Source organism: Noviherbaspirillum sedimenti (assembly GCF_003590835.1).
GTDB classification, from domain to species: domain Bacteria; phylum Pseudomonadota; class Gammaproteobacteria; order Burkholderiales; family Burkholderiaceae_D; genus Paucimonas; species Paucimonas sedimenti.
This window is the reverse complement of sequence record NZ_QYUQ01000002.1, coordinates 4,972,843-4,995,429: the sequence shown is the minus strand read 5'-3', so window position 1 is coordinate 4,995,429 and position 22,587 is coordinate 4,972,843. Positions and strand designations below refer to the sequence as shown.

The window sequence follows — 22,587 nt, the reverse complement described above, 5'->3', positions numbered from 1 at the left end:
GTCGTTGTTCCAGTCACTGCGAGGGTCGCCATCGGGGTTGGAGTATGCAGACGTGTCCTTGTTTGTGCTGGCAAACGAAAAGCCCTTGTTCGCATAGCACAGCACGTATTCATGAGTTCAGTGGGAGGCGCGAGATCTTCGTCCTTCCACTAATTTCTTGGATCAGGAAGGCAATAGCCCTTCCTCAGGCGCTCTAAATAATCATACGAGTTGTCTGAATATTGCACGCATGGCGCCAACTTCTCGAAAAGTTATATATTTGTGTCGCAACTAATTTTGGTCATCGAATAGTTACAAATTTCTGTCGCTAAGCCAAATGGTTATAAATTTGTGTCACTGAAAACCGACAGAAATCTATAGCTTCCAGGGTTGCCGTGACGCTAACATGGGCCTTCGCGGCGGTTCAAGAGTTATAGATTTCTGTCGGCCGACTACTTTTTTATACACTCCTGGCGCCGCTCTTATCGAGGTCATCGTTTTGAAATTCATCCACGCAGCAGACTTGCATATCGACAGCCCCTTGCGCGGGCTCGACAGCTATGAAGGGGCGCCAGTTGAACGCCTGCGTGGCGCCACCCGCCAGGCTTTAATCGCATTGGTCGAACTGGCAATTGAGCAGCAGGTCGACTTCGTCATCCTCGCCGGAGATATCTATGATGGCAACTGGATGGATTTCCGCACGGGTCTTTTCTTCCGTGAGCAGATGCTGCGCCTGACTCGTGCAGGCATTCGTGTCTATATGGTCAAGGGCAATCACGACGCCGAAAGTCAAATCACCAAGCAACTCCCGGCGGTAGACGGCGTCCACGTTTTCAAATCGACGTCATGTGAAACCTTCACCATTGATGAGCTCGCTGTCGCCTTGCACGGCCGCAGCTTTCCCAGCCGCGCCGTGCCGGAGGACCTGGTCGAGCACTATCCGCCGGCCAGGGCCGGCATGTTCAACATCGGCGTGCTGCATACCAGCCTGACCGGACGCACCGGGCATGACCCTTACGCCCCTACCACGGTGGACATACTCTGTTCAAAAGGCTACGATTATTTTGCCCTCGGCCATGTCCATGCCCGGGAAGTCGTTCGTGACAAGAACCCCAGGATTGTCTATCCGGGCAACCTGCAGGGCCGCCACGCCAGGGAAATCGGCCCCAAAGGTTGCGAGCTCGTGACCGTCACCGGGGGCACGATCAGCCATTCGGAGTTCGTGGCACTGGACGTGGTGCGCTGGCATCAGGCGCAACTGGATATTACAGGCGTCGATAGCATCGATGCCTTTGCACGCAATTTCATGCAACAGGCGGCCAGACTTGTTGCCGGCGAGCGCGAGCGCTTGCATGCCCTCCGCGTGCTTGTCACAGGCGAGTCGGATCTGGTTCGTATCGAAGCCGAGCAACCCGGCACCATCGCGGCCGCAATTCAGGCGGCTACGCAAGATTTCGACGAGGCAGACTTATGGATTGAACAAGTCCAGCTCGAATTGCGTGCGCCGCTGGACCGGGCGCCGGCAGCAAAACGGCAAGACGCGGTTGGCGAGGTGGTCCGACTGGTGGACGAGATTGCCGCGGACGATCTGCGACTGCAGGAATGGGCATTGGCCCAGCTGAGCGGCATGGGCACCCTGCCCCTTGGCCTCGCCGATTGTGACCCGACCACACTGGATCCCGCTGTACTGCGCGCCGCGCTCGCCGACGCCGAAGCCACCGTGCTCGCCCATCTCGGCGCAACCGAAGCCGTCGGAGCGGCGCAATGAAAATTTCGAAGCTGCATTTGACTGCGTTCGGCCCGTTCACAGACCGCGAACTTGATTTCGGCACGCATGAAAACAGTGTCGTTTTCATTCATGGCCATAATGAGGCGGGCAAGTCTTCCACCCTGCGGGCCATTTCCGATTTGCGTTACGGCATACCACAGCAAAGCCGGGACAATTTCCTTCATGCGTATCGCGACATGCAGCTGGGCGGCGTATTCGTCAACCGCCAAAACAAGGAATACTGCGTCACGCGACGCAAGGGACGCAACAACACGCTCACTTTCGCCACCGGGCTTCCTGTGCAGCCGGAAGTCGAGGCGCTTCTCACCTGCGGCCTCTCCAAGGAAGAATATGAAACAATGTTCGGGCTCGATCATCAACGCCTGCGCATGGGCGGCGCAGCGCTGTTGGCCGGCGAAGGCGAAATCGGCGCAGCATTGTTCGAAGCCAGTGCCGGCGTTCGCAGCATAGCGAGCGTGATGGAACGGCTGGATCAGTCGGCACGGACCTATCTCATGCCAGGCACGCGCGGCAAGAATGCGCGCATCAATGAAGCGCTGCGGCATTACAGCGATCATATGTCGACCTACAAGACTGCGCTGGTCAAGCCAGCTGCATGGGCGGAATTATTCAAACAGCACCAGCTCGCGCTGACGCAGCTTGCCGACATCGAAAGGCGCCAGCGTGAAGTGCATGGCAAGCTGCGGAAGGTGACCGAGTTGCGAGCCGTGGCCCCCTTGATCCGTGCGCTCGATGCCGCGCATGTCACCTTGGCCGCGCTTGAAAGCGTCATGCTGCTGCCCGAGACGGCCGCCACCGAACGCGCCGGCGCTGAAGCCGGCTTGTCGTCAGCCCAGCACAATGCCAATCTCGCCAAGGATCGGGCGGCGAGCCTGCGCCAGCAGCTGGAACAATGGGTACTGGATACGGCCGTGCTGGATGTTGCACCGGCGATCGAGAGACTTGCCGCATCTGCAGAGACAATCGACACCTTGCGCAAGGATATCGCTGAAGCTGGCGCCGAAGTCGCAGCCGATCAATCACGCATCTGCGCCCTCGCCGCCGCAATCCATCACGACATGGCAGCAGAGGACGTGCTGGCGCTGGCGCCAGGAGCAACGACCAAAGCTTCGGTCGAACAATTGCTGCGCGAACTGGAACTGGCGCAGCATCGTCTCGACCAGCACAAAGACGCTGCCGCCGCCCAGGCCCAGGCTGATTCAAGCGCCGAAGCATCGGCGCATGCGCCGCCGGCCCCGGAGGTGCGGACCGCCTTGCGTAGCGCGCAAATTGAATTGACGCGTCATGAGGCCGGCCTGCAACGCAAGGCACTGTTACCCTCGGAAATCAAGGCGATACAACGATCGATCAAGACCACCCTGACTGCCCTTGGGCTTGCCGATGAAACCGCATTGAGCCTGGCAAGGCCGCTACTGGAGAGCGAGATCGAGGCGGCCAAAAAATCGCACGAGACAAACGAGACGGAACGGCAAGCGCTTCGCCAGCGTATTGGCGAGATCCATGCTGCGCTCGATGCCCGGACGGCAGAGCGCGAAAGGCTGCTCGCCGATGGCGACGTGCCGACGATGGACGAGGTGCTTGCTGCGCGCAGCCGGCGTGATCTTGGCTGGTCACTGGTGCGGGCGATTCATGTCGATCGCCAGGCCACGTCCGATGATGCCTACACAGGCGGCAAACCGTTGGTGACTGTGTACGAAGAAGACGTGCGCCAGGCCGATTGCGTGGCAGACCTGCTGGCCAGCGATAGGGAACGCGCGACACAATTGCAGGCATGTCTGCGTGAAAAAGCCAAACTGGAACACGATCTCGGCAAGCTGCAGCAAGAACTGGAGAGCATCGACGCAAGACAAGCCAAACAGGAACGCTTGCGGACAGAAAAACTGGCGGCGCACCATTTGCCTGCCATGGCGCCCGCCGCACTGCGCGAGTGGCAAATCCTGTTCGCAGAAGCCTGTGCCCTGCGCGAAGCATTGCAGGCCAGGCTGGACGAACAGGCGGCACTCGCTGCCATTGAGACCCGGCTGAGCAAGGCAATGCACGCTGCAATCCTCGGCACCGGCGTCTATACGCCAGCCGCCGATGCCGGCCTGGATGCGCTGTCATCCATCGCCAGCGACATCGAAGAGGAATTCAAGCAGCGCGAGCGTGAATTCAATACCGCAGCCGGCAAGCGCTTGCAGCGTGAAGAGCAAGTCCGGCAACTTGCATTACGCGAAAAGCAGTTCAATGCAGCGCTGGCGGCCGCGCAAGAGAAGGTACAACCGGCCTACGCGGCCCTTCATCTGCCGCCTGCCATTGGCGTGGCAGCCGCCCGTGCCCGGCTGGTGGAGCTCGAGACACTCGTGGCTGCCAAGACCGCAATGGATGCAAGCATTGCCAGGCAATCCCGCGCGCAGGGCGCGCTCAACGCCATCGTGCAACAGTGCGGCACACTGGCGATTGCGGTGAATGACGCGCCGCCGGCGGATGTGCGACTGTATATCGAACGCTTGTTGGCCAGACTGCGCAAGGCCAGAGAGACCGAGACCGCGCGCGCCATCGCGGAACAAAATCTGGCCCAGGCCCTCGCCAGCCAGCAAGAACATGAAGAAACTGCGGCGAGACATGCCCGCACCCTGACGATCCTGTGCGAAGCTGCAAACGTCGCCTCGCCAGCGCAACTGCCGGAGGCCGAGGAACGATCGCGCCGCAAGCGCGAGGCCCAGGCTGACGCCGACCGCACCCGCAAAGACCTCGCATTGGCATCGCCACGTGCCATTGCCGAATTGCGCGAACTGCTGCACGATTACGACACCGTTCGCATGGATGCGGAGGAAACTGGCGCAACGCAGGAGCTGACAGCCATTGAAGAGCGAATGCTTGCTACGCGACAGGCGGAAGAGTCGGCCAGACGCCAGCTTGAAGAGATCGATAGCGCCGACACTGCTGCGGCAGCGCGCGAAAACATGGAACGTGCTGCGGCCACCGTGCGCACTTCGATCGCACCCTGGATGCGCTCAAAACTTGCCCACGCCCTGCTGGGAGAAGCATTGAAACGATTCCGCGAACGCGCCCAGGGACCGATGCTGCAGGCGGCATCGGCTTACTTCATGCAGATGACGGATGGATATTTTGTGCGTCTGGTGAGCGATGACAGCACCGACACCAAGCCTGTCCTGCTGGCGCAGCGATCGAATGGCACGCATATCCGCGTAGAAGAAATGAGCGAAGGAACACGCGACCAGCTGTATCTGGCCTTACGGCTGGCTGCGCTGGAAATCCGGCGCAGCGCCGGCGTGGACTTGCCGGTTGTGCTGGACGATGTGCTGATGACCTCTGACGATGCCAGGGCGGGCTTTGCCCTGAAGGCGATCAGCGATTTTTCGAAAGGACACCAGGTCATCGTGTTCACCCACCATCGCCATTTGGTCGATGTCGCGGAAAAGTGCGTCACGGGGGGCCTGCTGGCGGTGGTGAGTCTATAGCCTTGTTACCGTTCCGTTTCCACAAGAGTTTCCGCTTGCGGCTTTAACGTGTCATAGGCGTTCAATACATCTGGAGGGGGACCTTTCGACAGTTCGGTAATCGCCGCCCCCTCACTTGCGACATAAGTCCAGTCGCTCTCGGAGATCATGCCGAATTCCTTGTCGAGCGAGAGCCTGATCGTATAAACCTCTTTCTTAAAATCATCGTTGGGCGCAAAGTCGACGCGTACGTCGCGATATTGCTCGCCATCTTGCTCAACTATCATATTGCTTTTCATTAAATCCCCTCAAGAATACATGGTTACATGGTGTTTTTGCGTAGTATAAGCCATGAAAGAAATCCGATTCCAGCATAAGGCAGCACATCCGTTTGGAAGTCCTGGCAACGGCGAGGCCGAGGCGCACTGTGGATTTTTTGCGAGCCTGTTCGGGAAAAGGTGACATCAGGCGGTCTAAAGGGGTAAGTTATACGAAAAACTAATATCTCCCATTGGAAATCTAAAGCAGACGATACCCGTTCATTTGGTTAACATCTTAATTGTCTCCTCCAACTCTTCTTGAATTGGATTCAGCCCGCAAGCCGCAAGGTCTGCGGGCTTTTTTTTTGCGTCCGAGCGCCAGGAAAGCGGTTATCCATCGTGGCGGGTACCCAACAGCGGTCGATGTTTTGAGAATGTTTAAGCACCCGGACCTCAAGCCACAGGTTATATTTCAATAATAACTACAAGTTGACAAGGTACCATTCCAGATCATGGCAATCCATTCTTCGCCGCCCAGTCCCATGGATTACACCGCCTCCCCTGCCGCCTTGACGGTGCGACGCCTTCTGATTGACCTGGAAGCGCCCATCGACCGCCACTGGTGCGGCAATGACGCCTTTCGCACGGCACTGTTCAATGCCTTGTCGATGGGATTCCCCCCGGGCGAACAGATGTTCATCGATTCGGTACGTGCGGCCATGCCGTTGCTGCCGGAAGAAAAACAGGCCGAATTCAAAACCCGGGTGGCAGGATTCATTGGTCAGGAAGCGACTCACCGCCGCATTCATGGTTTATTCAACGCGCAACTGGAGCGGCATGGCCTGGTCAATGCCTGGATCCCGCGGGCGCAGCGCCGGCTGAAAAGAATGGAAGGCTTTGCTCCGAAACACATGCTGGCATTGACGGCCGCATACGAGCATTTCACCGCCCTGCTTGCGCAATGGCTGCTGCAACACCAGGACGTTTTCGATGGTTGTGAAGATCGTCTGACAACCCTGTGGCTATGGCACAGCGCCGAGGAAGTCGAGCACAAGGCGGTGGCATTCGATCTCTACCAGGCGCTAAGCGGCAAGCGCGTCTGGCGATCCTTCTGGTTTCTGAGCGCCACGCTGGTATTTGCCACCGACACCCTGCACCAGACCCTGTACAACCTCAAGCGCGACGGCACCCTCTGGAAGCGCCAGACCTGGACTGGCACCGGCAGCTTCCTGTTTGGCAGCGATGGCGTGTTGCGTCATTCTTTCGGCCCCTGGCGCGCTTACCTGGGCAAGCACTTCCATCCGGCGCAGGAAAACAGTCCGCTTGCCGAGCGCTGGCTGCTTGCCAATGCGGGCAGTTTTTCAGTAGTGCAGGGCCGGGATTAGGCCAATAAAAACAACGAAGCCCAAGCTTCATTCATCTTTTGAATTCGTCTCCAGGGAACGTGGACAATGATTAAGCCTTATGCCTCGGTGTATATCACCGGGACCGGAAAATACTTGCCGGGAAATCCGGTTAACAATGAAGCGATTGACCAGTTCATCGCGCCGATGAATGCCCGCTGCACCCGCCTGAAGAAGCGCATCCTCGAAGAGAACGGCATTCAGACGCGCCACTACGCCCTGGACGCCAATGGCGATTCCACCCATTCCAATGCGCAGATGGCGGCGTTGGCGGCAAGGCAGTGCCTTGCCAGGACCGGAACCAGTCTGGCGGACATTTCCTTTCTGGGGACCGGCACCTCCGGCGGCGACAACGTGCTGCCGGGTTTTGCCAATGCGGTGCAAGGCGAGCTCGGCGCCCAGCCCATGGTGACGAGCAGCCATCAGGGCGTTTGCGCATCCGGCATGTCGGCGTTGCAGTATGGCGCGCTGAAGGTGGAGCGCGGCGACCACGAGCATGCATTGGTCGTGGCTTCCGAATTTCCGTCGCGCCTGTTCAAGCGCACGCGCTTTGCCTCGCGCGGTTATCAGACCGATTTCGACAGCCACTTCCTGCGCTGGATGCTGTCTGACGGCGCCGGCGCCTGCCAGCTCGCCAGCCGTCCCGCCGCATCGGGCCTGTCGCTGAAGCTTCATTGGGTGCACCTGAAATCGTTTTCCGGCGATTACCCGCTGTGCATGCAGGTGGGGCACCCGGAAAAGAACCAGCCGAAGTCTTATCTGGATTACCCGTCGTTTGCCGAAGCGGAAAAGGATGGCGCCTTTTTTCTGCGCCAGGATATCCGTCTGCTGCCGCACCTGTTCGATGTCGGCATTCACGAATATGCCCGGATGGTGCAGGCCGGCGTTTTTCAGCCGGAAGACATCGATCACTTCCTTTGCCATTATTCGTCAGAAAAATTTTCGAGCGTGGTTGAAGACTTGATGGAAAAGGCCGGACTTGTGATTCCGCAGGAGCGCTGGTACAGCAACCTCAAGTCCCGCGGCAATACCGGTTCGGCTTCCATTTTCATCATGCTGGATGATTTCCTGGCCTCCGGCCGCCTGAAGAAAGGCGAAAAGATCCTCTTCTTTGTCCCGGAGTCGGGCCGCTTTACCGTGTCCTATGCCCTGCTGGAAGCGGTGGACGCCAGCGATGCGCCGGTACCGGTACCGGTACCGGCACCGGCACAGTCGCAGGCACTCAGGCAGGAGGCCGCAGTTGCCGCCGATAGCCGGCATCTACCGGCGCCTCCCGTGGAAGCGGGGGACCTGGAAGATGGCTTGATGCGCGATACGCTCAAGGAACTGGCAAGCATCTGGCAGGATTATCGTTCTGCGGCCTGGAGAACGCCGCTGATCCACAAACTCGTCGGGCGGCAATTCACTGGACTGGATTACCGGCGCTGGATGGAACACTGGATTCCGCAGGTACGCGAAGGCAGCAAATGGATGTTCGAGGCTGTCGACAACATCGGCGAGCCCTTCCTGCTGCTCAAGGCCCTGATTACCGAACACGGCAATGACGAGAAAAACGACTTCATGATTCTGTATGAAGATTACCTGGCTGCCGGCGGCGAGCTACCGCTTGACGCCCTGGTGCGTAACCCGGGAGGCGAGGCCTTGAATGCCTATATGCACGCGGCAGCCGCGCGCAAGAATCCGGTCGGCCTGTTGGGCGGCATTTACATCATCGAGGGCACGGGCCAGCGGATCATTCCTGCCCTGCTGCCCATGATCAAGGTGCAAACTGGTTTGCCGCCGCAGGCATTCCGCTTCCTGCAATACCATGGCGACAATGACCCGCACCATCTCGAACGCTGGCTTGCCGCCGTCGGCATCGCTCTGGAATCGTCGGACGATGCCGCGGCCACGTCTGCCGGGATTGTGCGCACCGCCAGGGAAGTCGCCAGCCTGTACCTGCTGCACATGGGGGGCGTACTGTGAAGGTCCATGACGATATTGCAGCAGTAGCGCATGACTCGGCCGATCCTGATCCATGGCTGGCGATGTACCTGGACGGCAGTGTGCCCGTGTTCGATACTGTGAAGAAGGCCTGGATCAACAACCTGCGTTCGCGCTCGCGCCAATTCCTGCTGCCATTGGTAAGGCCGCTGGCGCGGCTCATGATCATTCTGCTGCAGCTATGGAAAGTGATTGCGCCAAAGGCATTCACGTCCTCTGCCCTGCTGCACCGCATGCTTGTCTGGGGCTTGAAAACCTGGGTGCGGCCAGACGCCAACTGGCTGATCCTGCGCCATTTCCATATCGGCTCGCAAAACCTGGCATTCATCGCCCGCAATATCCCTGGCGTCACGGTGCCGATGAATCCGCTCTATCCGAAAAAGATCGATGATCTGATCGATCACGTGTTCCTGAAGCACGACATCAATTTATTCAATTTCGTGATCAATCTGAACAAGGAACTGCGCGCCAGGAATATCGAGATCGAGAAAATCGCCAATCCGGATTTTCAGGATATTCAGCCCGACGGATTTGCCATTGAAGACATGCCCAACAGGTGGACCAATTTCCTCGACCTTGAGACGGCCATCGACCTGTTCACGCCGGTGTATGCGCTGTTCCTGACCGATAGCGATTTCTGGCGCGCGACCAATTCGTTGCAAATGGATGAGCCCATCGCGATTTACGTGGCGAGGATACTCGGCATGCCGGAACAGCTCGTCCTGTTGAACAACAAGCACCCGCTGGTGCCGCTGACGACGCTGCGGGCCGGTCACAGGCTGGTATTGCATGGCCTGGCTTCCGAAATGCTGTTTGCCTTGCTGGCGCGGACCAAAGCAGAACAGCATACAGCAGTTAGCACCTCACATGAAGTTGCGCGTATGTAGTGAAGACAGCCGCTGCGCTGCCTCGTTGCCGAAGCCAAGCTTTAATTCGTCGTACTTGACACACTTTTCCCGAATCTATACTGTCGATGTAACATTTCTGAACATGCCGCATTTTTTGCAGGTGTTTTGTGAGTTTATTCCAGCATATTGTCCTCCTGGCGGTACTGGTGCTGGCTGCCGGTTTTCTGTCTCTGACCGAAATCTCGCTGGCCGGCGCGCGCAAAATCAAGCTCAAGCTGCTCGCCGAGTCGGGCGATGAGCGTGCCCTGAAAGTCATGGCACTGCAGGCGCAGTCGGCGGATTTCTTTGCCGCCTCGCAGATCGGCCTGAATGCCATCGCCATCCTCGGCGGCATTCTTGGCGAAGGCGCCTTGCGGCCTTATTTCATTGGCTGGATCAGCTATTTTTATGCCGGCCCCTGGCTTGAGAACATTGGCTTCACGCTGGCGTTTGTTGCCGTCACCTCGCTGTTCATCCTGTTTTCCGACCTGATGCCCAAGCGGCTAGCCATGATCGCGCCGGAACGCATTGCCGTAGCAGTCATCAAGCCAGTCCTGCTGTTCATCCGTCTTTGCAAGCCGTTTTCGTGGGCGTTGAATCTCGTGGCGAACCTGCTGTTCCGCCTTTTCAAGGTCGAGACGACACGGGATGACAGTATCACTTTCGATGAAATCTCCGCCGCAGTCAAAGCAGGCGCCCTGGCCGGCGTTCTGCAGAAGCAGGAACAGCACTTTATCGAGAATGTCTTCGAACTGGAGTCGCGCGCAGTGACGTCCACCATGACCAGCCGCGACAACGTGGTATTTTTCAGCCTGAATGAAGCCGAAGACAGCATTCGCCAGAAAATCGCGCAACACTCCTACTCCAAGTTTCCGGTCTGCGATGGCGTCATCGACCATGTCATCGGCTATGTGGATACCCGCGATATCCTGGTGCGCCTGCTGAACAAGCAGTCGCTGTTCCAGTTGAATGAATCGAGCATTCGCACCGTGCTGATCATTCCCGATACGCTGACCTTGTCGGAGCTGCTGGACAAGTTCCGCGCGACCAAGGAAAGTTTTGCCGTGGTGATCAATGAATACGCTTTGGTCATGGGCGTCATCACCGTAAGCGATATCATGATTGCCGTGATGGGCAGCTGGGGCACGCCGCTGGACGAGGACAAGCAGATCCTGCAGCGCGAAGATGGCTCATGGCTGATCGACGGCAGCACGCCCGCAGGCGACATGAAGCGCACCATTGGTCTTGAAACCCTGCCCGAGGAAGAAAACTACCAAACCGCCGCCGGTTTCATGATGTACATGCTGCGCAAGGTTCCCAAGCGCACCGACAGTGTTGAATACGAAGGCATCAAGTTCGAGGTGCTGGATGTGGACCACTACCGCATCGACCAGTTGCTGGTCAAGCGCCTGGCGCCAGGGACGCCGGTCGAGTAATCTCGACGAACCTGCGAGATTCCCTGGCTGCGGCGAAATTTATTCTGGCGGCAGAGGCATTGACTTACTTTGCAGACAGCGCAATGTGATTGTCGATCTCTATTTTTGCAACTTCAATCCCCGCGTCGCAGGCGATGGCCGCAGTTTCATACCCGCCGAAAGTTTGCCTTCTCGAAATCGAGTGGCCGATGGATGTCGCTGCCGGATCCCCGGATTTTGATATGTGATATTGAAAGTCCCAAAGGTCTTCATGGTCCTTTATCGGCGTAACAACGATTTGAAATCCACGATATTCCACAGAATTGGTGTCCATAAACATCTCCATTCAAATTTGCTCTCCTTGCCTAAGTATATATACGCAAATGCACCCTGCTACATCCATGCGCACCAATCATGCATTCACCTGCTTTTCGCCCGTGGCGAAAATGTTATACACAAAACAAATATCTCCTATTGCCAATATAAAGCAGACATGCCCCCGCCCCTTTATTAATATTGCACCTGTCTCCTCCAATCTTCATGAATTGGATTCAGCCCGCAAACCGCAAGGTCTGCGGGTTTTTTTTTATACAATCATGCTTTTCCAAAAGGAATTCACATGACGCACTTCCAGCCAGGCATCCTCGCCACGCCGGTGCCGCCACAGGCCCGCCACCTGTTTTTCGCCATCGAATCGGCTGCCGACTTGCCGGCGGCGCTCGAGCGGCTGGTGCAACTGGCCGATGGCGAGGCGACCGTGGTCGGGCTGGGCGATTCGCTGCTGCAGGCGCTGGGCCGCCGGCTCGACGGCTTGCGGCCGTTTCCGGCGCTCGCTGGCGCCAGCGTGGATATCCCTTCGACCCAGCATGCACTGTGGTGCTGGCTGCGCGGCGACGACCGCGGCGAGCTGCTGCATCGTAGCCGTGCCATCGAGGCGGCGCTAGCGCCAGCGCTACGCCTGGTGCAGATGACGGAAGCCTTCCGCTACAAGACCGGGCACGACCTGACCGGCTATGAGGACGGCACCGAAAATCCCGAGGGCGAGGACGCCGTGCAGGCGGCGATCGCCAGCCACGGCCCCGGCGGCAGCTTCGCCGCCGTGCAGCACTGGACGCATGAGCTCGAGCGCTTCGCGGCGTTGCCGCAGCAAGCGCAAGACCACATCATGGGGCGCCGCAAGAGCGACAATGAAGAACTGGAAGACGCGCCGGAATCGGCCCACGTCAAGCGCACCGCACAGGAAAGCTTCAGCCCGGAAGCCTTCGTGGTGCGCCGCTCGATGCCGTGGGCGGAGGGTGGCCAGGCCGGCCTGGTGTTCCTTGCCTTCGGCCATACACTCGACGCCTATGAAGCGCAGCTGCGCCGCATGGCCGGACTGGAAGACGGCATTATCGATGCCCTGTTCGGTTTCAGCCGCGCGACCAGCGGCGGCTATTACTGGTGCCCGCCGCTGCAAGAGGGCCGACTGGACTTGCGCGCCGTACGATAGGGCACGAACACCGTCGCAGATGCGGCTGCCCTGATTGGCATGTATCACGGCGTTCACCCTTCTCTTCGGCAACTTGCAAATGCCTGCCAATAGTTTCCTACAGGAACTATAATTGACCGCGCCGACCTCTGCCAAAACTGCCCATGACGACTCTGACCGAAGATAAAGCCCGCGATTACATGCACAAACTGCTGGCGGCGATGAGTCGCGCCGGCGGCTCGGACCTGTTCATCGCGCATGAATATCCGCCCAGCATGAAAATCCACGGTGCCATGCAAGCCTTGAGCCCGCAACAGCTCACCGGCGAGATCACGCGCGTGCTGGCGCATGCGATGATGAACGCGCGCCAGCGCGAGGAATTTGCCAAGGAAATGGAATGCAATTTTGCGGTATCCATTCCGGGCCTGTCGCGCTTCCGGGTGAATGTCTTCATCCAGCAGCAACACGTCGGCATGGTGATCCGCACCATCGCTTCGGAAATCCCCAATTTCGAGAAACTGGCCTTGCCTGAAGTCTTGAAAGAAGTCGTCATGCACAAGCGCGGCCTGGTGCTGGTGGTTGGCGGCACCGGCTCGGGCAAGTCCACTTCGCTGGCGGCGATGATCGATCATCGCAACCGCACCTCGCCGGGCCATATCATTACCGTGGAAGATCCGGTGGAGTACGTGCACAAGTCGCAGCAATGCCTGATCACGCATCGCGAAGTGGGCGTGGATACCCACTCCTGGCACCATGCCTTGAAGAATACCCTGCGCCAGGCGCCGGATGTCATCCTGATCGGCGAAATCCGCGATGCCGAAACCATGGAGCACGCGATTGCCTTTGCCGAGACCGGCCATCTATGCCTGGGGACCTTGCATGCCAATAGCGCCAACCAGACCATCGACCGCATCATCAACTTCTTCCCGGAAGAACGGCGCAACCAGTTGCTGATGGATCTTTCCTCGAACCTGCGCGCGATTATCTCGCAGCGGCTGGTGCGCACCATCGACGGCAACGGCCGCAAGGCCGCCATCGAGATCCTGCTCAATACGCCCAGCATCGCCGAACGCATCTTCAAGGGCGAATTTCATGAGATCAAGGCGATCATGGCCAAGTCACGCGAGCTCGGCATGCGCACCTTCGACTGGGCGCTGTTTGAATTGTATAACGATGGCCACATCGCTTACGAGGAAGCCATCCGCAACGCCGATTCAGCCAACGAATTGCGCCTGAATATCAAGCTCAGGAGCGAGCGGGGCGAACCGGCTTCCGCGGCAGCCATGGCGCTGACGATCGATCACGGCCCCTCCGAGGAAGAACTGGAAGCGATCCGGCTTGAGGAGCTCCAGAAACAAAAAGAAAAGCGGCGGCTGCTGGAAGAGAAGCAACTGGCGGAATTGCAGGAACTGAAAAACCAGCGGGAACAAAAAAAATCCGCCTAGCCGGAAACGCGCCAGACGGATAATTGGGTAACGCCGTACTTATCCCCGTCATCCGTGGAGAAATCTGTGGATAACCCCAGGCAAACTTACCTAAGCACATGATTTTCATGCGTTTTTTAAGCATGATAAAAATCAAGGCAGGCAGCGTCAAATTGCAATGCGCGCCAGGCTTCCTTTGCCTGACGCGGCTATCGAAACACACAAACGCGCTGGACGCCGTTCTCAAGTCCAGGCGGCGCGAGCAACGCAGCGTTAGAACTCTTCCCACTCATCCTTGCCGGCGCTCCTGCTCACCAGGTCACGCGCCGTCACGGCACCGGATGCCGGCGCCGCCACAACCGGATTTGTCGCGCGCGCCTGCCGCTCGAGCATGGCGGGCTTCGTCCTTGTCACTGGCCGCTCATGCGGCTCCCGTTTATTCGCTGGCCGCGACTGCACGGCATCCGTCCGCATGCCATCGACCCGGAACACGCCGACCACCTGCGCCAGCTTGTCAGCCTGATCCTGCATGCTGGCGGCGGCCGCGGCCGCTTCCTCGACCAGTGCCGCATTCTGCTGGGTGACCTGGTCCATCTGGCCGATGGCCTGGTTGACCTGCTCGATGCCGGCGCTCTGTTCGCTGCTGGCGGCAGTAATCTCGCCCATGATGTCGGTGACGCGGCGGATGCTGGTGACGACTTCCTCCATCGTCGTGCCAGCCTGCTGCACCAGCTTGCTGCCGGCACCGACCTTGTCGACCGAATCGCCGATCAGGCTCTTGATTTCCTTGGCGGCCGCCGCCGAACGTTGTGCCAGCGTGCGCACTTCGGCCGCCACAACCGCAAAGCCGCGTCCCTGTTCGCCGGCGCGCGCCGCCTCCACCGCGGCGTTCAAGGCCAGGATATTGGTCTGGAAGGCAATGCCATCGATGACGCCGATGATGTCGGCGATCTTCTTCGCCGATTCATTGATCGCCCCCATGGTGTCGACCACGCTCGATACGACGGCGCCGCCCCTGACCGCCACTTCCGAGGCGGATTGCGCAAGGCTGTTGGCCTGGCGGGCATTATCGGCATTTTGCCTGACGGTCGAGGTCAGCTCTTCCATCGAGGAGGCGGTTTCTTCCAGCGAACTGGCCTGCTGTTCGGTGCGCGAGGACAGGTCCAGGTTGCCGCTGGCGATCTGGCTCGATGCGGAGGCGATCAGGTCGGTGCCATTGCGCACCTGGCTTACGATCGAGGACAAGCTGTTGTTCATGTCTTGCAATGCTTGCAACAACTCGCCGGTCTCATCGCTGGAGTGGACCTCGATGTGGCTGCCAAGGTCGCCCGCCGCGACGGTCTTGGCCACGCGCACTGCCTGATTGATCGGCCGGGTGATTGATCGGGTAATGATCCATGCGATCAGCGCCCCCAATGCCAGGGCAAGCCCGCCAAGTCCCAGCGTCATTCGGCGCGCACTGACGTATTGCTCCCTCGCCTCCGTCGCAGCAATGTTTGCCAGCTCTTTTTCGTAGTTGACGACATCGATAATCGCATCAATCGCCTGCCGTGTCGCCGGGGCAGATTGGCTCATCATTACGCTGGTGGCCTCGCCACGACGGGTTTCTGTCGCCAGCTCGATGACCTTGTTAGTCAACGGGCCGGCGACCTTGAGGACAGCTTCAAGCTTGTCCAGCAATTTCTGTTCCTTCTGGTTCAACGTGGTATCGAGCAATCGCTTCTTGGCTTGAATGTAAGCCGTACGCGCCTTGGCCAGCTTGTCCTGCTGCTGACGGATAGCAACAGGATCTTCCAGCAGCACCATATAACTGACGATCGACTCGATGTCGCGGGAATTGTCCGCCATTTCCGTGGCGGCGAAAATCTTGGCATTGTGGTTTTGTACAATCTGCTGCATGTGGGTATCCACTTGTTCCATCGATCGCAATCCAAGCGCTGTGCTAGCAACCAGCATCAGGAGCATTAACGCGAACCCCGCACCCAGGCGGACTCCGATTTTCAAATTCCCAAATAACATGTTTTTCCCTTATTTTTTAACAAAACCGCAAACAGCAGAGCCCCACATTGTATAATTTCTTTGCGGAAACTTCCTAGAGGCTCCTGATACCAATTTTCCCTGGATGGGTTGCTGAGGCCGCGCCACCGCCGGCCGTGTTCGCAGGTGGCAAGCTTGTGGACTGTTGGCAAAAATAAAACGTCACAAAAATTAACTTTTGGCATTTAACTTTCGGTGCAAAATAGCGGCCGTTTCGACTTTGATTTCCTGTAGGCATTATGACCTCCGAAATACCGGAAAATTTTCGGCCACCCCCCGAACTGCGGGCGAGTTCACGGCACACGCTTGATGTCACCGCGCGGATGCTGGGGCACGACGCTATCCCGCGGCCAATCCGGATCACCGACATTTCCCGTGGCGGCATCGGCCTGGTGGGGAGTACGGCTTTGCAGCATGGCGATACCTGCGCAATCGCCTTCGATGCCAACGTGAACCTGGAATCCAGGCGGATCAACGTCTGGGCAAAGGTGGTGTATTGCGTTCCCCTCGCCGAGGATGCGTATCGGATCGGCGTGCGCTTCCGCGATTATGACTCCCACAGCAAAATGCATATCGAGCAGTTGTGCGCATCGAACGGTTTGCCAGTCGGGTGGTGAAGCAATAACAACAAGGCAAGGCCATCCGGTTGTATTTTCCGGCCATCAACGGCATGATCATGCCCACATTTTTACCGAGCTTGGGAGCAAGACATGTTGAACGGCCTGTGGCTGGGCTTTTTCGTGGTGGCCGCGCTGAGCGCACTGGTGCGCTGGCTGGCAGGCGGCGAGGCCGGCGTGTTCGCCGCGATGGTGGAAAGCCTGTTCGCCATGGCCAAGCTGTCGGTCGAGGTGATGGTGCTGCTATTCGGCACCCTGACGCTGTGGCTCGGTTTCTTGCGCATCGCTGAAAAGGCTGGCCTGGTCGAGGTGCTGGCGCGCCTGCTGTCCCCGCTGTTCCGCCGCCTGATGCCGGAAGTGCCGCCGGGCCATCCGGCGCTCGGCCTGATCACGCTCAATTTCACCGCCAACGCGCTCGGACTTGACAATGCCGCCACGCCGATCGGCCTGAAGGCGATGCGCGCCCTGCAGGAACTGAACCCGCTGCCGCTGGTGGCCAGCAATGCGCAAATCCTCTTCCTGGTGCTCAATGCTTCCTCGCTGACCCTCTTGCCGGTATCAATTTTCATGTATCGGACGCAGCAGGGCGCGGCCGATCCGACCCTGGTATTCTTGCCGATCCTGATCGCCACCAGCGCCTCGACCCTGACCGGATTTCTGGCGGTGGCGCTGATGCAGCGCCTGAAACTGCGCGACCCGGTAGTACTGGCCTGGCTGGGCGGCACCGCCCTCGTGCTGGGGGCGATGATGGCATTTCTCGCCGGCCTGTCGGCCACCGCACTGGCAGCGCTGTCCTCCCTGCTTGGCAACCTGGTGCTGTTCGGCCTGATCCTGCTGTTTCTACTGTGGGGCGCCTGGCGCCGCGTGCCGGTCTATGAAAGTTTTGTCGAGGGCGCCAAGGAAGGCTTCGAGGTCGCCAAAAACCTGTTGCCCTACCTGGTTGCCATGCTGTGCGCGGTTGGCGTCCTGCGCGCCTCCAGTGCGCTGGAGATCCTGCTCGACGGCTTGCGCCACCTGGTGACGATCGCCGGACTGGACAGCCGCTTTGTGGAAGCCCTGCCGACCGCCCTGGTCAAACCCTTTTCCGGCAGCGCCGCGCGCGCCATGCTGATCGAAACCATGCAAACCACCGGGGTGGACAGTTTCCCTTCGCTGGTGGCAGCGACCGTCCAGGGCAGCACGGAAACCACCTTCTATGTGCTGGCGGTGTATTTCGGCGCAGTCGGCATCCAGCGCGCCCGCCATGCGGTCGGCTGCGCCCTGCTGGCCGATGCCGCCGGGGTGCTGGCCTCGATCGGCGTATGCTACTGGTTTTTTGGCTGACATTATTTATTTTCGTGATACCTGATATTCACTCGCAGGATTTGACGCCTTTATCGCAATGAAACATAATGCGCGACTGCATTTTTTTCGCATCCTGCCATCATCTGGCGCCTGCGGCCCGTTTGCTTGAACCAATCCTGAATCCTGTGATCGTACCGCTTTCCCGTTTTTCCCCTTGAATAGACAGCGTTGACGCAGCATGCCGGTACGTGCTGCGACCCGCCCCGCCCTCGCCATCCTGTGCACGTCGAGATGCCACCACCCTTCCAGGGCTGGCTATTTCCGTGTCCGGATGACAGGTTGTTATCGATAACACTGACGCAATGACGAAACCTGCAAAAACCCTGTCGCTTACCAAAAAAATCGCTGAAAACAATTCGCCCGCAGCCGTGCCGCCGCAAGGCCTGAGCATGGTTGTGGTCCAGCCGCTTGCCGACGGCGAAGGCGCCAAGCCCGTCACCGTCGTTACCCGCCGCTCCAGGCTGGTAGTGCCCGGCGCAGCGGCCCAGGAGACTGCGCCGGCGGCAGAATCCACCGCGGAAGCAGCTAGCCTGGCGCCGCCGAAAAGCAAGGTCATTGTCGTCAAAAAGCCGCTTTCCCGGCTGGCAGCGGCGCCTGCCACCGCAGTGCCTGTCACTGCAGCGCCCGTGGCGGATGCTGCCATAGCAGGCAGCACCGCCATGCCTGTCGCCCAACCGGAGACCGCAACTGCCGTTGCCAGACCGGTCAGCAAGACCATTGTCAAGGCGCCGGGAAAAACCGTCATCAAGCCGGCTGCAAAACCCCAGGCCGGCAGCAGCATCCCCATAAGCAGCCGCCAGGCGCACGCTGCGGCACTGGCGGCAATCGACACTTCCGCCTATGCCATGCCGGGCGTCAAGCAAGCCGCGCGGCGCGGTCGCAAGCCCTCCGAATACCACCCGGAAACCGAAGAAATTGCAGCCGTGAATGCGGCAGAAAAAGCTGAAATGCTGGGTGTGCCATCGAGTAAATCACTGGCTGGCCAGAATTTATCGGAAGCGGAAATGGAAGCGCGGCGCAAGCAAGTGACGCTGCTGGTCAACCTCGGCCGCGAGCGTGGTTACCTGACGCACGCCGAGATCAACGATCACTTGCCCGACAACCTGACCGACGCCGACACCATCGCCAACCTGATCGGCACCTTCACTTCGATGGGCATCACGGTGTCCGAACGCGCGCCCGACAGCGAAAGCCTGTTGCTGAACGACGGCGTCATGCCGGTGGCCAGCGATGACGATACCGAAGCGGTGGTCTCGACCGCGCTGTCGGCGGTAGACGCCGACTTCGGCCGCTCCACCGACCCGGTGCGCATGTACATGCGCGAAATGGCTTCGGTGCAGCTGCTCAATCGCCAGCAGGAAATCGCCATCGCCCGCCGCATCGAGGATGGCCTGACCGAAATGATGCAAGCCATTTCCGCCAACCCCGCCACCATCGCCGAAGTACTGGCGCAGGCGACCAGGCTGGAGCAGGACCAGATCAAGATCGATGACATCATCGACGGCTTCGCCGATGTCAGCGCCGACGCCGCCGCACCTGCGGACGACGAACTGCAAGGCGCGGAACTGGCAGACGATGAAGACGATCTGGACGAGGAAGAAGAGGCCGTCGACACCGCCGGCGGCGCCAATGGCATGTCGGCCGATCAGCTCAAGCAGATGCGCGCCGAAGCGCTGAAGAAGTTTGCTGCGGGTGCCGTCCATTTCGAGGCGATGCGTGCAGCCCATGCCGCTGGCGGCCAGGCGAGCGAAGCCTGGCGCACCGCGCAGGCAGCGATTGCCAGGGAATTCCTGAGCATGCGCTTCACTGCGAAAACCGTGGGCAACCTGTGCGACCTGTTGCGCAAGCAAGTCGACGCCGTCCGCAAACTGGAACGGCAGGTGCTGGATGTGGCCGTCAACAAGTGCGGCATGCCGCGCGAGCGCTTCATCAAGATCTTTCCCGGCAATGAAACCGACCTCGACTGGGTCCAGCGCGAAGTCGATTGCGCCTACCCGCATAGCGCCGGCCTTGCGCGGCAAGTCCACGCGATCCGCGAATACCAGTCGCGCCTGGTCGAACTGGAGCGTTCGGCAGCCATTCCGCTGTCCGAGTTGCGCGCCATTAACCAGAAAATGACGGCGGGCGAGCGCCGCGCACGCCAGGCCAAGAGCGAGATGACCGAGGCCAACCTGCGCCTGGTGATTTCAATCGCCAAGAAATACGTCAACCGCGGCCTGCAATTCCTCGACCTGATCCAGGAAGGCAACATTGGCCTGCTCAAGGCCGTGGACAAATTCGAATACCGCCGCGGCTACAAGTTCTCGACCTATGCCACCTGGTGGATCCGCCAGGCGATCTCGCGCGCCATTGCCGACCAGGCGCGCACCATCCGCGTGCCGGTGCACATGATCGAGTCCATCAACAAGATGAACCGCATCAACCGCCAGGTGCTGATGGAAACCGGCTCCGAAGCCGACATCGCCACCCTTGCCAAAAAGATGGACATGCCGGAAGCGAAAATCCGCGAAATCATGAAAGTGGCCAAGGAGCCGATTTCGATGGACATGCCGATGGGCGAGGATGGCGATTCCAGTATTGGCGACTTCATCCAGGACGACAGCACCCTGGCGCCGGCCGATGCGGCGCTGCAGGCATCCATGCGCGACGTCATCAAGGACGTGCTCGACAGCCTGCCGCCGCGCGAAGCCAAGGTGCTGCGCATGCGCTACGGTATCGAGATGAACAGCGACCTGACGCTCGAGGAAGTCGGCAAGCATTTCGAAGTCACGCGCGAGCGCATCCGCCAGATCGAACTCAAGGCGATGAACAAGCTGCGCCAGGCCTCGCGCGCCGATCGCCTGAAAACCTTCCTGGAAGGGCACTAGGCCTCACATGCCGAGGCCGTCGGCCGCCAGTGGCGGCCCGGCCGGCGCCTGCGCCTCAACCACGATGCAGTCTGTCGTCAAAAACAGGCTGGCGATCGACGCCGCGTTTTGCAAGCCGAGCCGGGTAACCTTGGTCGGGTCGATCACCCCCATGGCGAACATGCTGCCGTATTCGGCGGTTGCGGCGTTGTAGCCATAGTCGCCGCTGCCAGCGGCGACCGCCTCGATCACGACGTCGGCTTCGCCGCCGGCATTGGCGACGATCTGGCGCAACGGTTCTTCCAGCGCGCGATGGACGATGCGCACGCCCGATTCCTGCGCCAGGTTCGGCATCTGCAATTGCGCCAGCGCGGCGCGCGCGCGCAGCAGCGCCACCCCGCCGCCGGCGCCTATGCCCTCTTCCACCGCCGCCCGGGTCGCATGCAGCGCATCCTGCACGCGTGACTTCCGTTCCTTCATCTCGGTCTCGGTCGAGGCGCCCACCTTGATCAGCCCGACCCCGCCGCTCAGCTTGGCCGCACGTTCCTCCAGCTGCTCGCGCAGGTAATCGCTGTCGCTGCGTTGCGCTTCCTGGCGGATTTGCGCGATGCGCCTGCCGATCGCCCCGGCATCACCGGCGCCGCCAATGATGGTCGTATTGTCACGGTCGATTTCGATGCGGACGGCGCGCCCGAGGTCCGCCAGCGTGGCCTTCTCCAGTTCAGCGCCGGTTTCCGGCGAGATGACCCGGGCCGCGGTGACGATGGCGATATCCTCCAGGCGCGCCTTGCGCTGGTCGCCGAAGCCCGGCGCCTTCACCGCGCATACCTTGAGGATGCCGCGCAAGGCATTTACCACCAGGGTCGCCAGGGCATCGCCTTCGACATCCTCGGCGAGGATCAGCAGGGACTGGCCGCCCTGCATGGCCAGTTCCAGCACCGGCACCAGTTCACGGGCCAGCGAAACCGGCTTCTGGCACACCAGCACCAGGGCATTTTCCAGCACTACCCGTCCGGCTTCGGCATCGTTGATGAAATAAGGCGAAAGGTAACCGCGTTCGAACTGCAATCCCTCGACGATTTCCAGTTCGTTGCGCATGCCGCGCCCGTCCTCAGCCTTGATCACGCCGCTGCGGCCGACGCGCTCCATGGCCTGGGCGATCATCTCGCCGATGGCGGCGTCGCCATTGGCAGAGATGGTGCCGACCTGGGCGATTTCCTGATTCGAGGCAATCTGGCGGGAATTCTCGTGCAGGCGCGCGACGATGGCGTCCACCGCGCCATCGATGCCGCGCTTCAGGTCCATCGGATCGAAGCCGGCGGCGACGTACTTCAGGCCCTGCCGCACCATCGCCTGCGCCAGAACGGTGGCGGTGGTGGTGCCGTCGCCGGCAGCTTCCGAGGTTTTGGCGGCGACTTCGCGCACCATCTTGGCGCCGACGTTTTCCAGCGGGTCGGCCAGTTCGATTTCACGGGCGACGATCACGCCGGAATTGATTACCGTCGGCGGGCCGTAAGGCTTGTCGAGAACCACCGTGCGCCCCTTGGGGCCGAGCGTGACCTTGACCGCGTTGGCGAGCGTATTGAGTCCGGCGAACATCTTCGCGCGCGCTTCCTCGTGGAACAGCAATATCTTGGCCGGCATGACGCCCCCGCTTCATTGTGGATCGCACAAGGATGCCGCCGCAGCCGG

At 59.8% G+C, this 22,587-nt stretch carries 14 protein-coding genes and 1 pseudogene; 11 read left to right on the top strand and 4 right to left on the bottom strand.

All coding sequences use genetic code 11. The features are described 5' to 3' along the window. Positions 1-478: 478 nt before the first annotated feature. Together D3878_RS23150 and D3878_RS23145 are read left to right on the top strand one after the other, a co-directional pair. On the top strand, positions 479-1,747 hold the full coding sequence (locus D3878_RS23150) for a metallophosphoesterase family protein (protein WP_119787610.1): 1,269 nt from the start codon (positions 479-481) through the stop codon (positions 1,745-1,747). Continuing rightward, positions 1,744-5,232 carry an ATP-binding protein gene (locus D3878_RS23145; protein WP_119787609.1) on the top strand — a complete coding sequence of 1,163 codons (3,489 nt, stop codon included), beginning with the start codon at positions 1,744-1,746 and terminating at the stop codon, positions 5,230-5,232. Before D3878_RS23150 ends, D3878_RS23145 begins: the two co-directional genes overlap by 4 nt. A 5-nt stretch (positions 5,233-5,237) precedes the next feature. Here the strand turns inward: D3878_RS23145 and D3878_RS23140 are convergent, their stop codons facing one another. Continuing rightward, on the bottom strand, positions 5,238-5,510 hold the full coding sequence (locus tag D3878_RS23140; RefSeq protein ID WP_147384094.1) for a hypothetical protein: 273 nt from the start codon (positions 5,508-5,510) through the stop codon (positions 5,238-5,240). A gap of 473 nt (positions 5,511-5,983) precedes the next feature. Here D3878_RS23140 and D3878_RS23135 point away from each other — a divergent pair, with 473 nt between their 5' ends. From D3878_RS23135 to paeA, 4 genes are all read left to right on the top strand, one after another. Next, positions 5,984-6,856, top strand: a complete 873-nt coding sequence (locus tag D3878_RS23135; RefSeq protein ID WP_233556440.1) for a metal-dependent hydrolase — start codon at positions 5,984-5,986, stop codon at positions 6,854-6,856. A 66-nt stretch (positions 6,857-6,922) separates the two neighbouring features. Next, a complete protein-coding gene (locus tag D3878_RS23130) occupies positions 6,923-8,839 on the top strand; it encodes a StlD/DarB family beta-ketosynthase (RefSeq protein WP_119787606.1) in 1,917 nt (638 codons plus the stop codon). Continuing rightward, positions 8,836-9,744 carry a DUF6999 family protein gene (locus tag D3878_RS23125; protein ID WP_119787605.1) on the top strand — a complete coding sequence of 303 codons (909 nt, stop codon included), beginning with the start codon at positions 8,836-8,838 and terminating at the stop codon, positions 9,742-9,744. The genes D3878_RS23130 and D3878_RS23125 overlap by 4 nt, the downstream gene beginning before the upstream one ends. 128 nt (positions 9,745-9,872) lie before the next feature. Then, positions 9,873-11,180 (top strand): polyamine export protein PaeA, encoded by a 1,308-nt coding sequence (gene paeA / locus D3878_RS23120; RefSeq protein WP_119787604.1) that lies wholly within the window; start codon positions 9,873-9,875, stop codon positions 11,178-11,180. A gap of 64 nt (positions 11,181-11,244) precedes the next feature. Here paeA and D3878_RS23115 read toward each other — a convergent pair whose 3' ends face one another. Continuing rightward, complete coding sequence (locus tag D3878_RS23115) at positions 11,245-11,493, bottom strand: hypothetical protein (protein ID WP_147384091.1); 249 nt, start codon at positions 11,491-11,493, stop codon at positions 11,245-11,247. Between the two features lie 285 nt (positions 11,494-11,778). On the opposite strand from D3878_RS23115, the gene D3878_RS23110 reads away from it, so the two are divergent. Both D3878_RS23110 and D3878_RS23105 read left to right on the top strand, forming a co-directional pair. Continuing rightward, positions 11,779-12,648, top strand: coding sequence for a Dyp-type peroxidase (locus D3878_RS23110; RefSeq protein WP_119787602.1), 870 nt, complete (start codon positions 11,779-11,781; stop codon positions 12,646-12,648). A gap of 152 nt (positions 12,649-12,800) precedes the next feature. Next, positions 12,801-13,910 (top strand): annotated as a pseudogene (locus D3878_RS23105) (PilT/PilU family type 4a pilus ATPase); the annotation flags it as partial. Positions 13,911-14,324: 414 nt separating this feature from the next. Here D3878_RS23105 and D3878_RS23100 read toward each other — a convergent pair. Next, positions 14,325-16,070, bottom strand: a complete 1,746-nt coding sequence (locus D3878_RS23100; protein WP_119787600.1) for a methyl-accepting chemotaxis protein — start codon at positions 16,068-16,070, stop codon at positions 14,325-14,327. Between the two features lie 257 nt (positions 16,071-16,327). Between D3878_RS23100 and D3878_RS23095 the strand changes: the two genes are divergently transcribed. From D3878_RS23095 to rpoD, 3 genes are all read left to right on the top strand, one after another. After that, a complete protein-coding gene (locus tag D3878_RS23095) occupies positions 16,328-16,705 on the top strand; it encodes a PilZ domain-containing protein (RefSeq protein WP_119787599.1) in 378 nt (125 codons plus the stop codon). 93 nt (positions 16,706-16,798) lie between these two features. Next, positions 16,799-18,028, top strand: a complete 1,230-nt coding sequence (locus tag D3878_RS23090; RefSeq protein WP_119787598.1) for a nucleoside recognition domain-containing protein — start codon at positions 16,799-16,801, stop codon at positions 18,026-18,028. A 323-nt stretch (positions 18,029-18,351) separates the two neighbouring features. Beyond that, complete coding sequence (gene rpoD, locus D3878_RS23085) at positions 18,352-20,916, top strand: RNA polymerase sigma factor RpoD (RefSeq protein ID WP_119787597.1); 2,565 nt, start codon at positions 18,352-18,354, stop codon at positions 20,914-20,916. A 3-nt stretch (positions 20,917-20,919) separates the two neighbouring features. Here the strand turns inward: rpoD and groL are convergent, their stop codons facing one another. Next, complete coding sequence (gene groL / locus D3878_RS23080) at positions 20,920-22,539, bottom strand: chaperonin GroEL (RefSeq protein ID WP_119787596.1); 1,620 nt, start codon at positions 22,537-22,539, stop codon at positions 20,920-20,922. Positions 22,540-22,587: the final 48 nt, after the last annotated feature.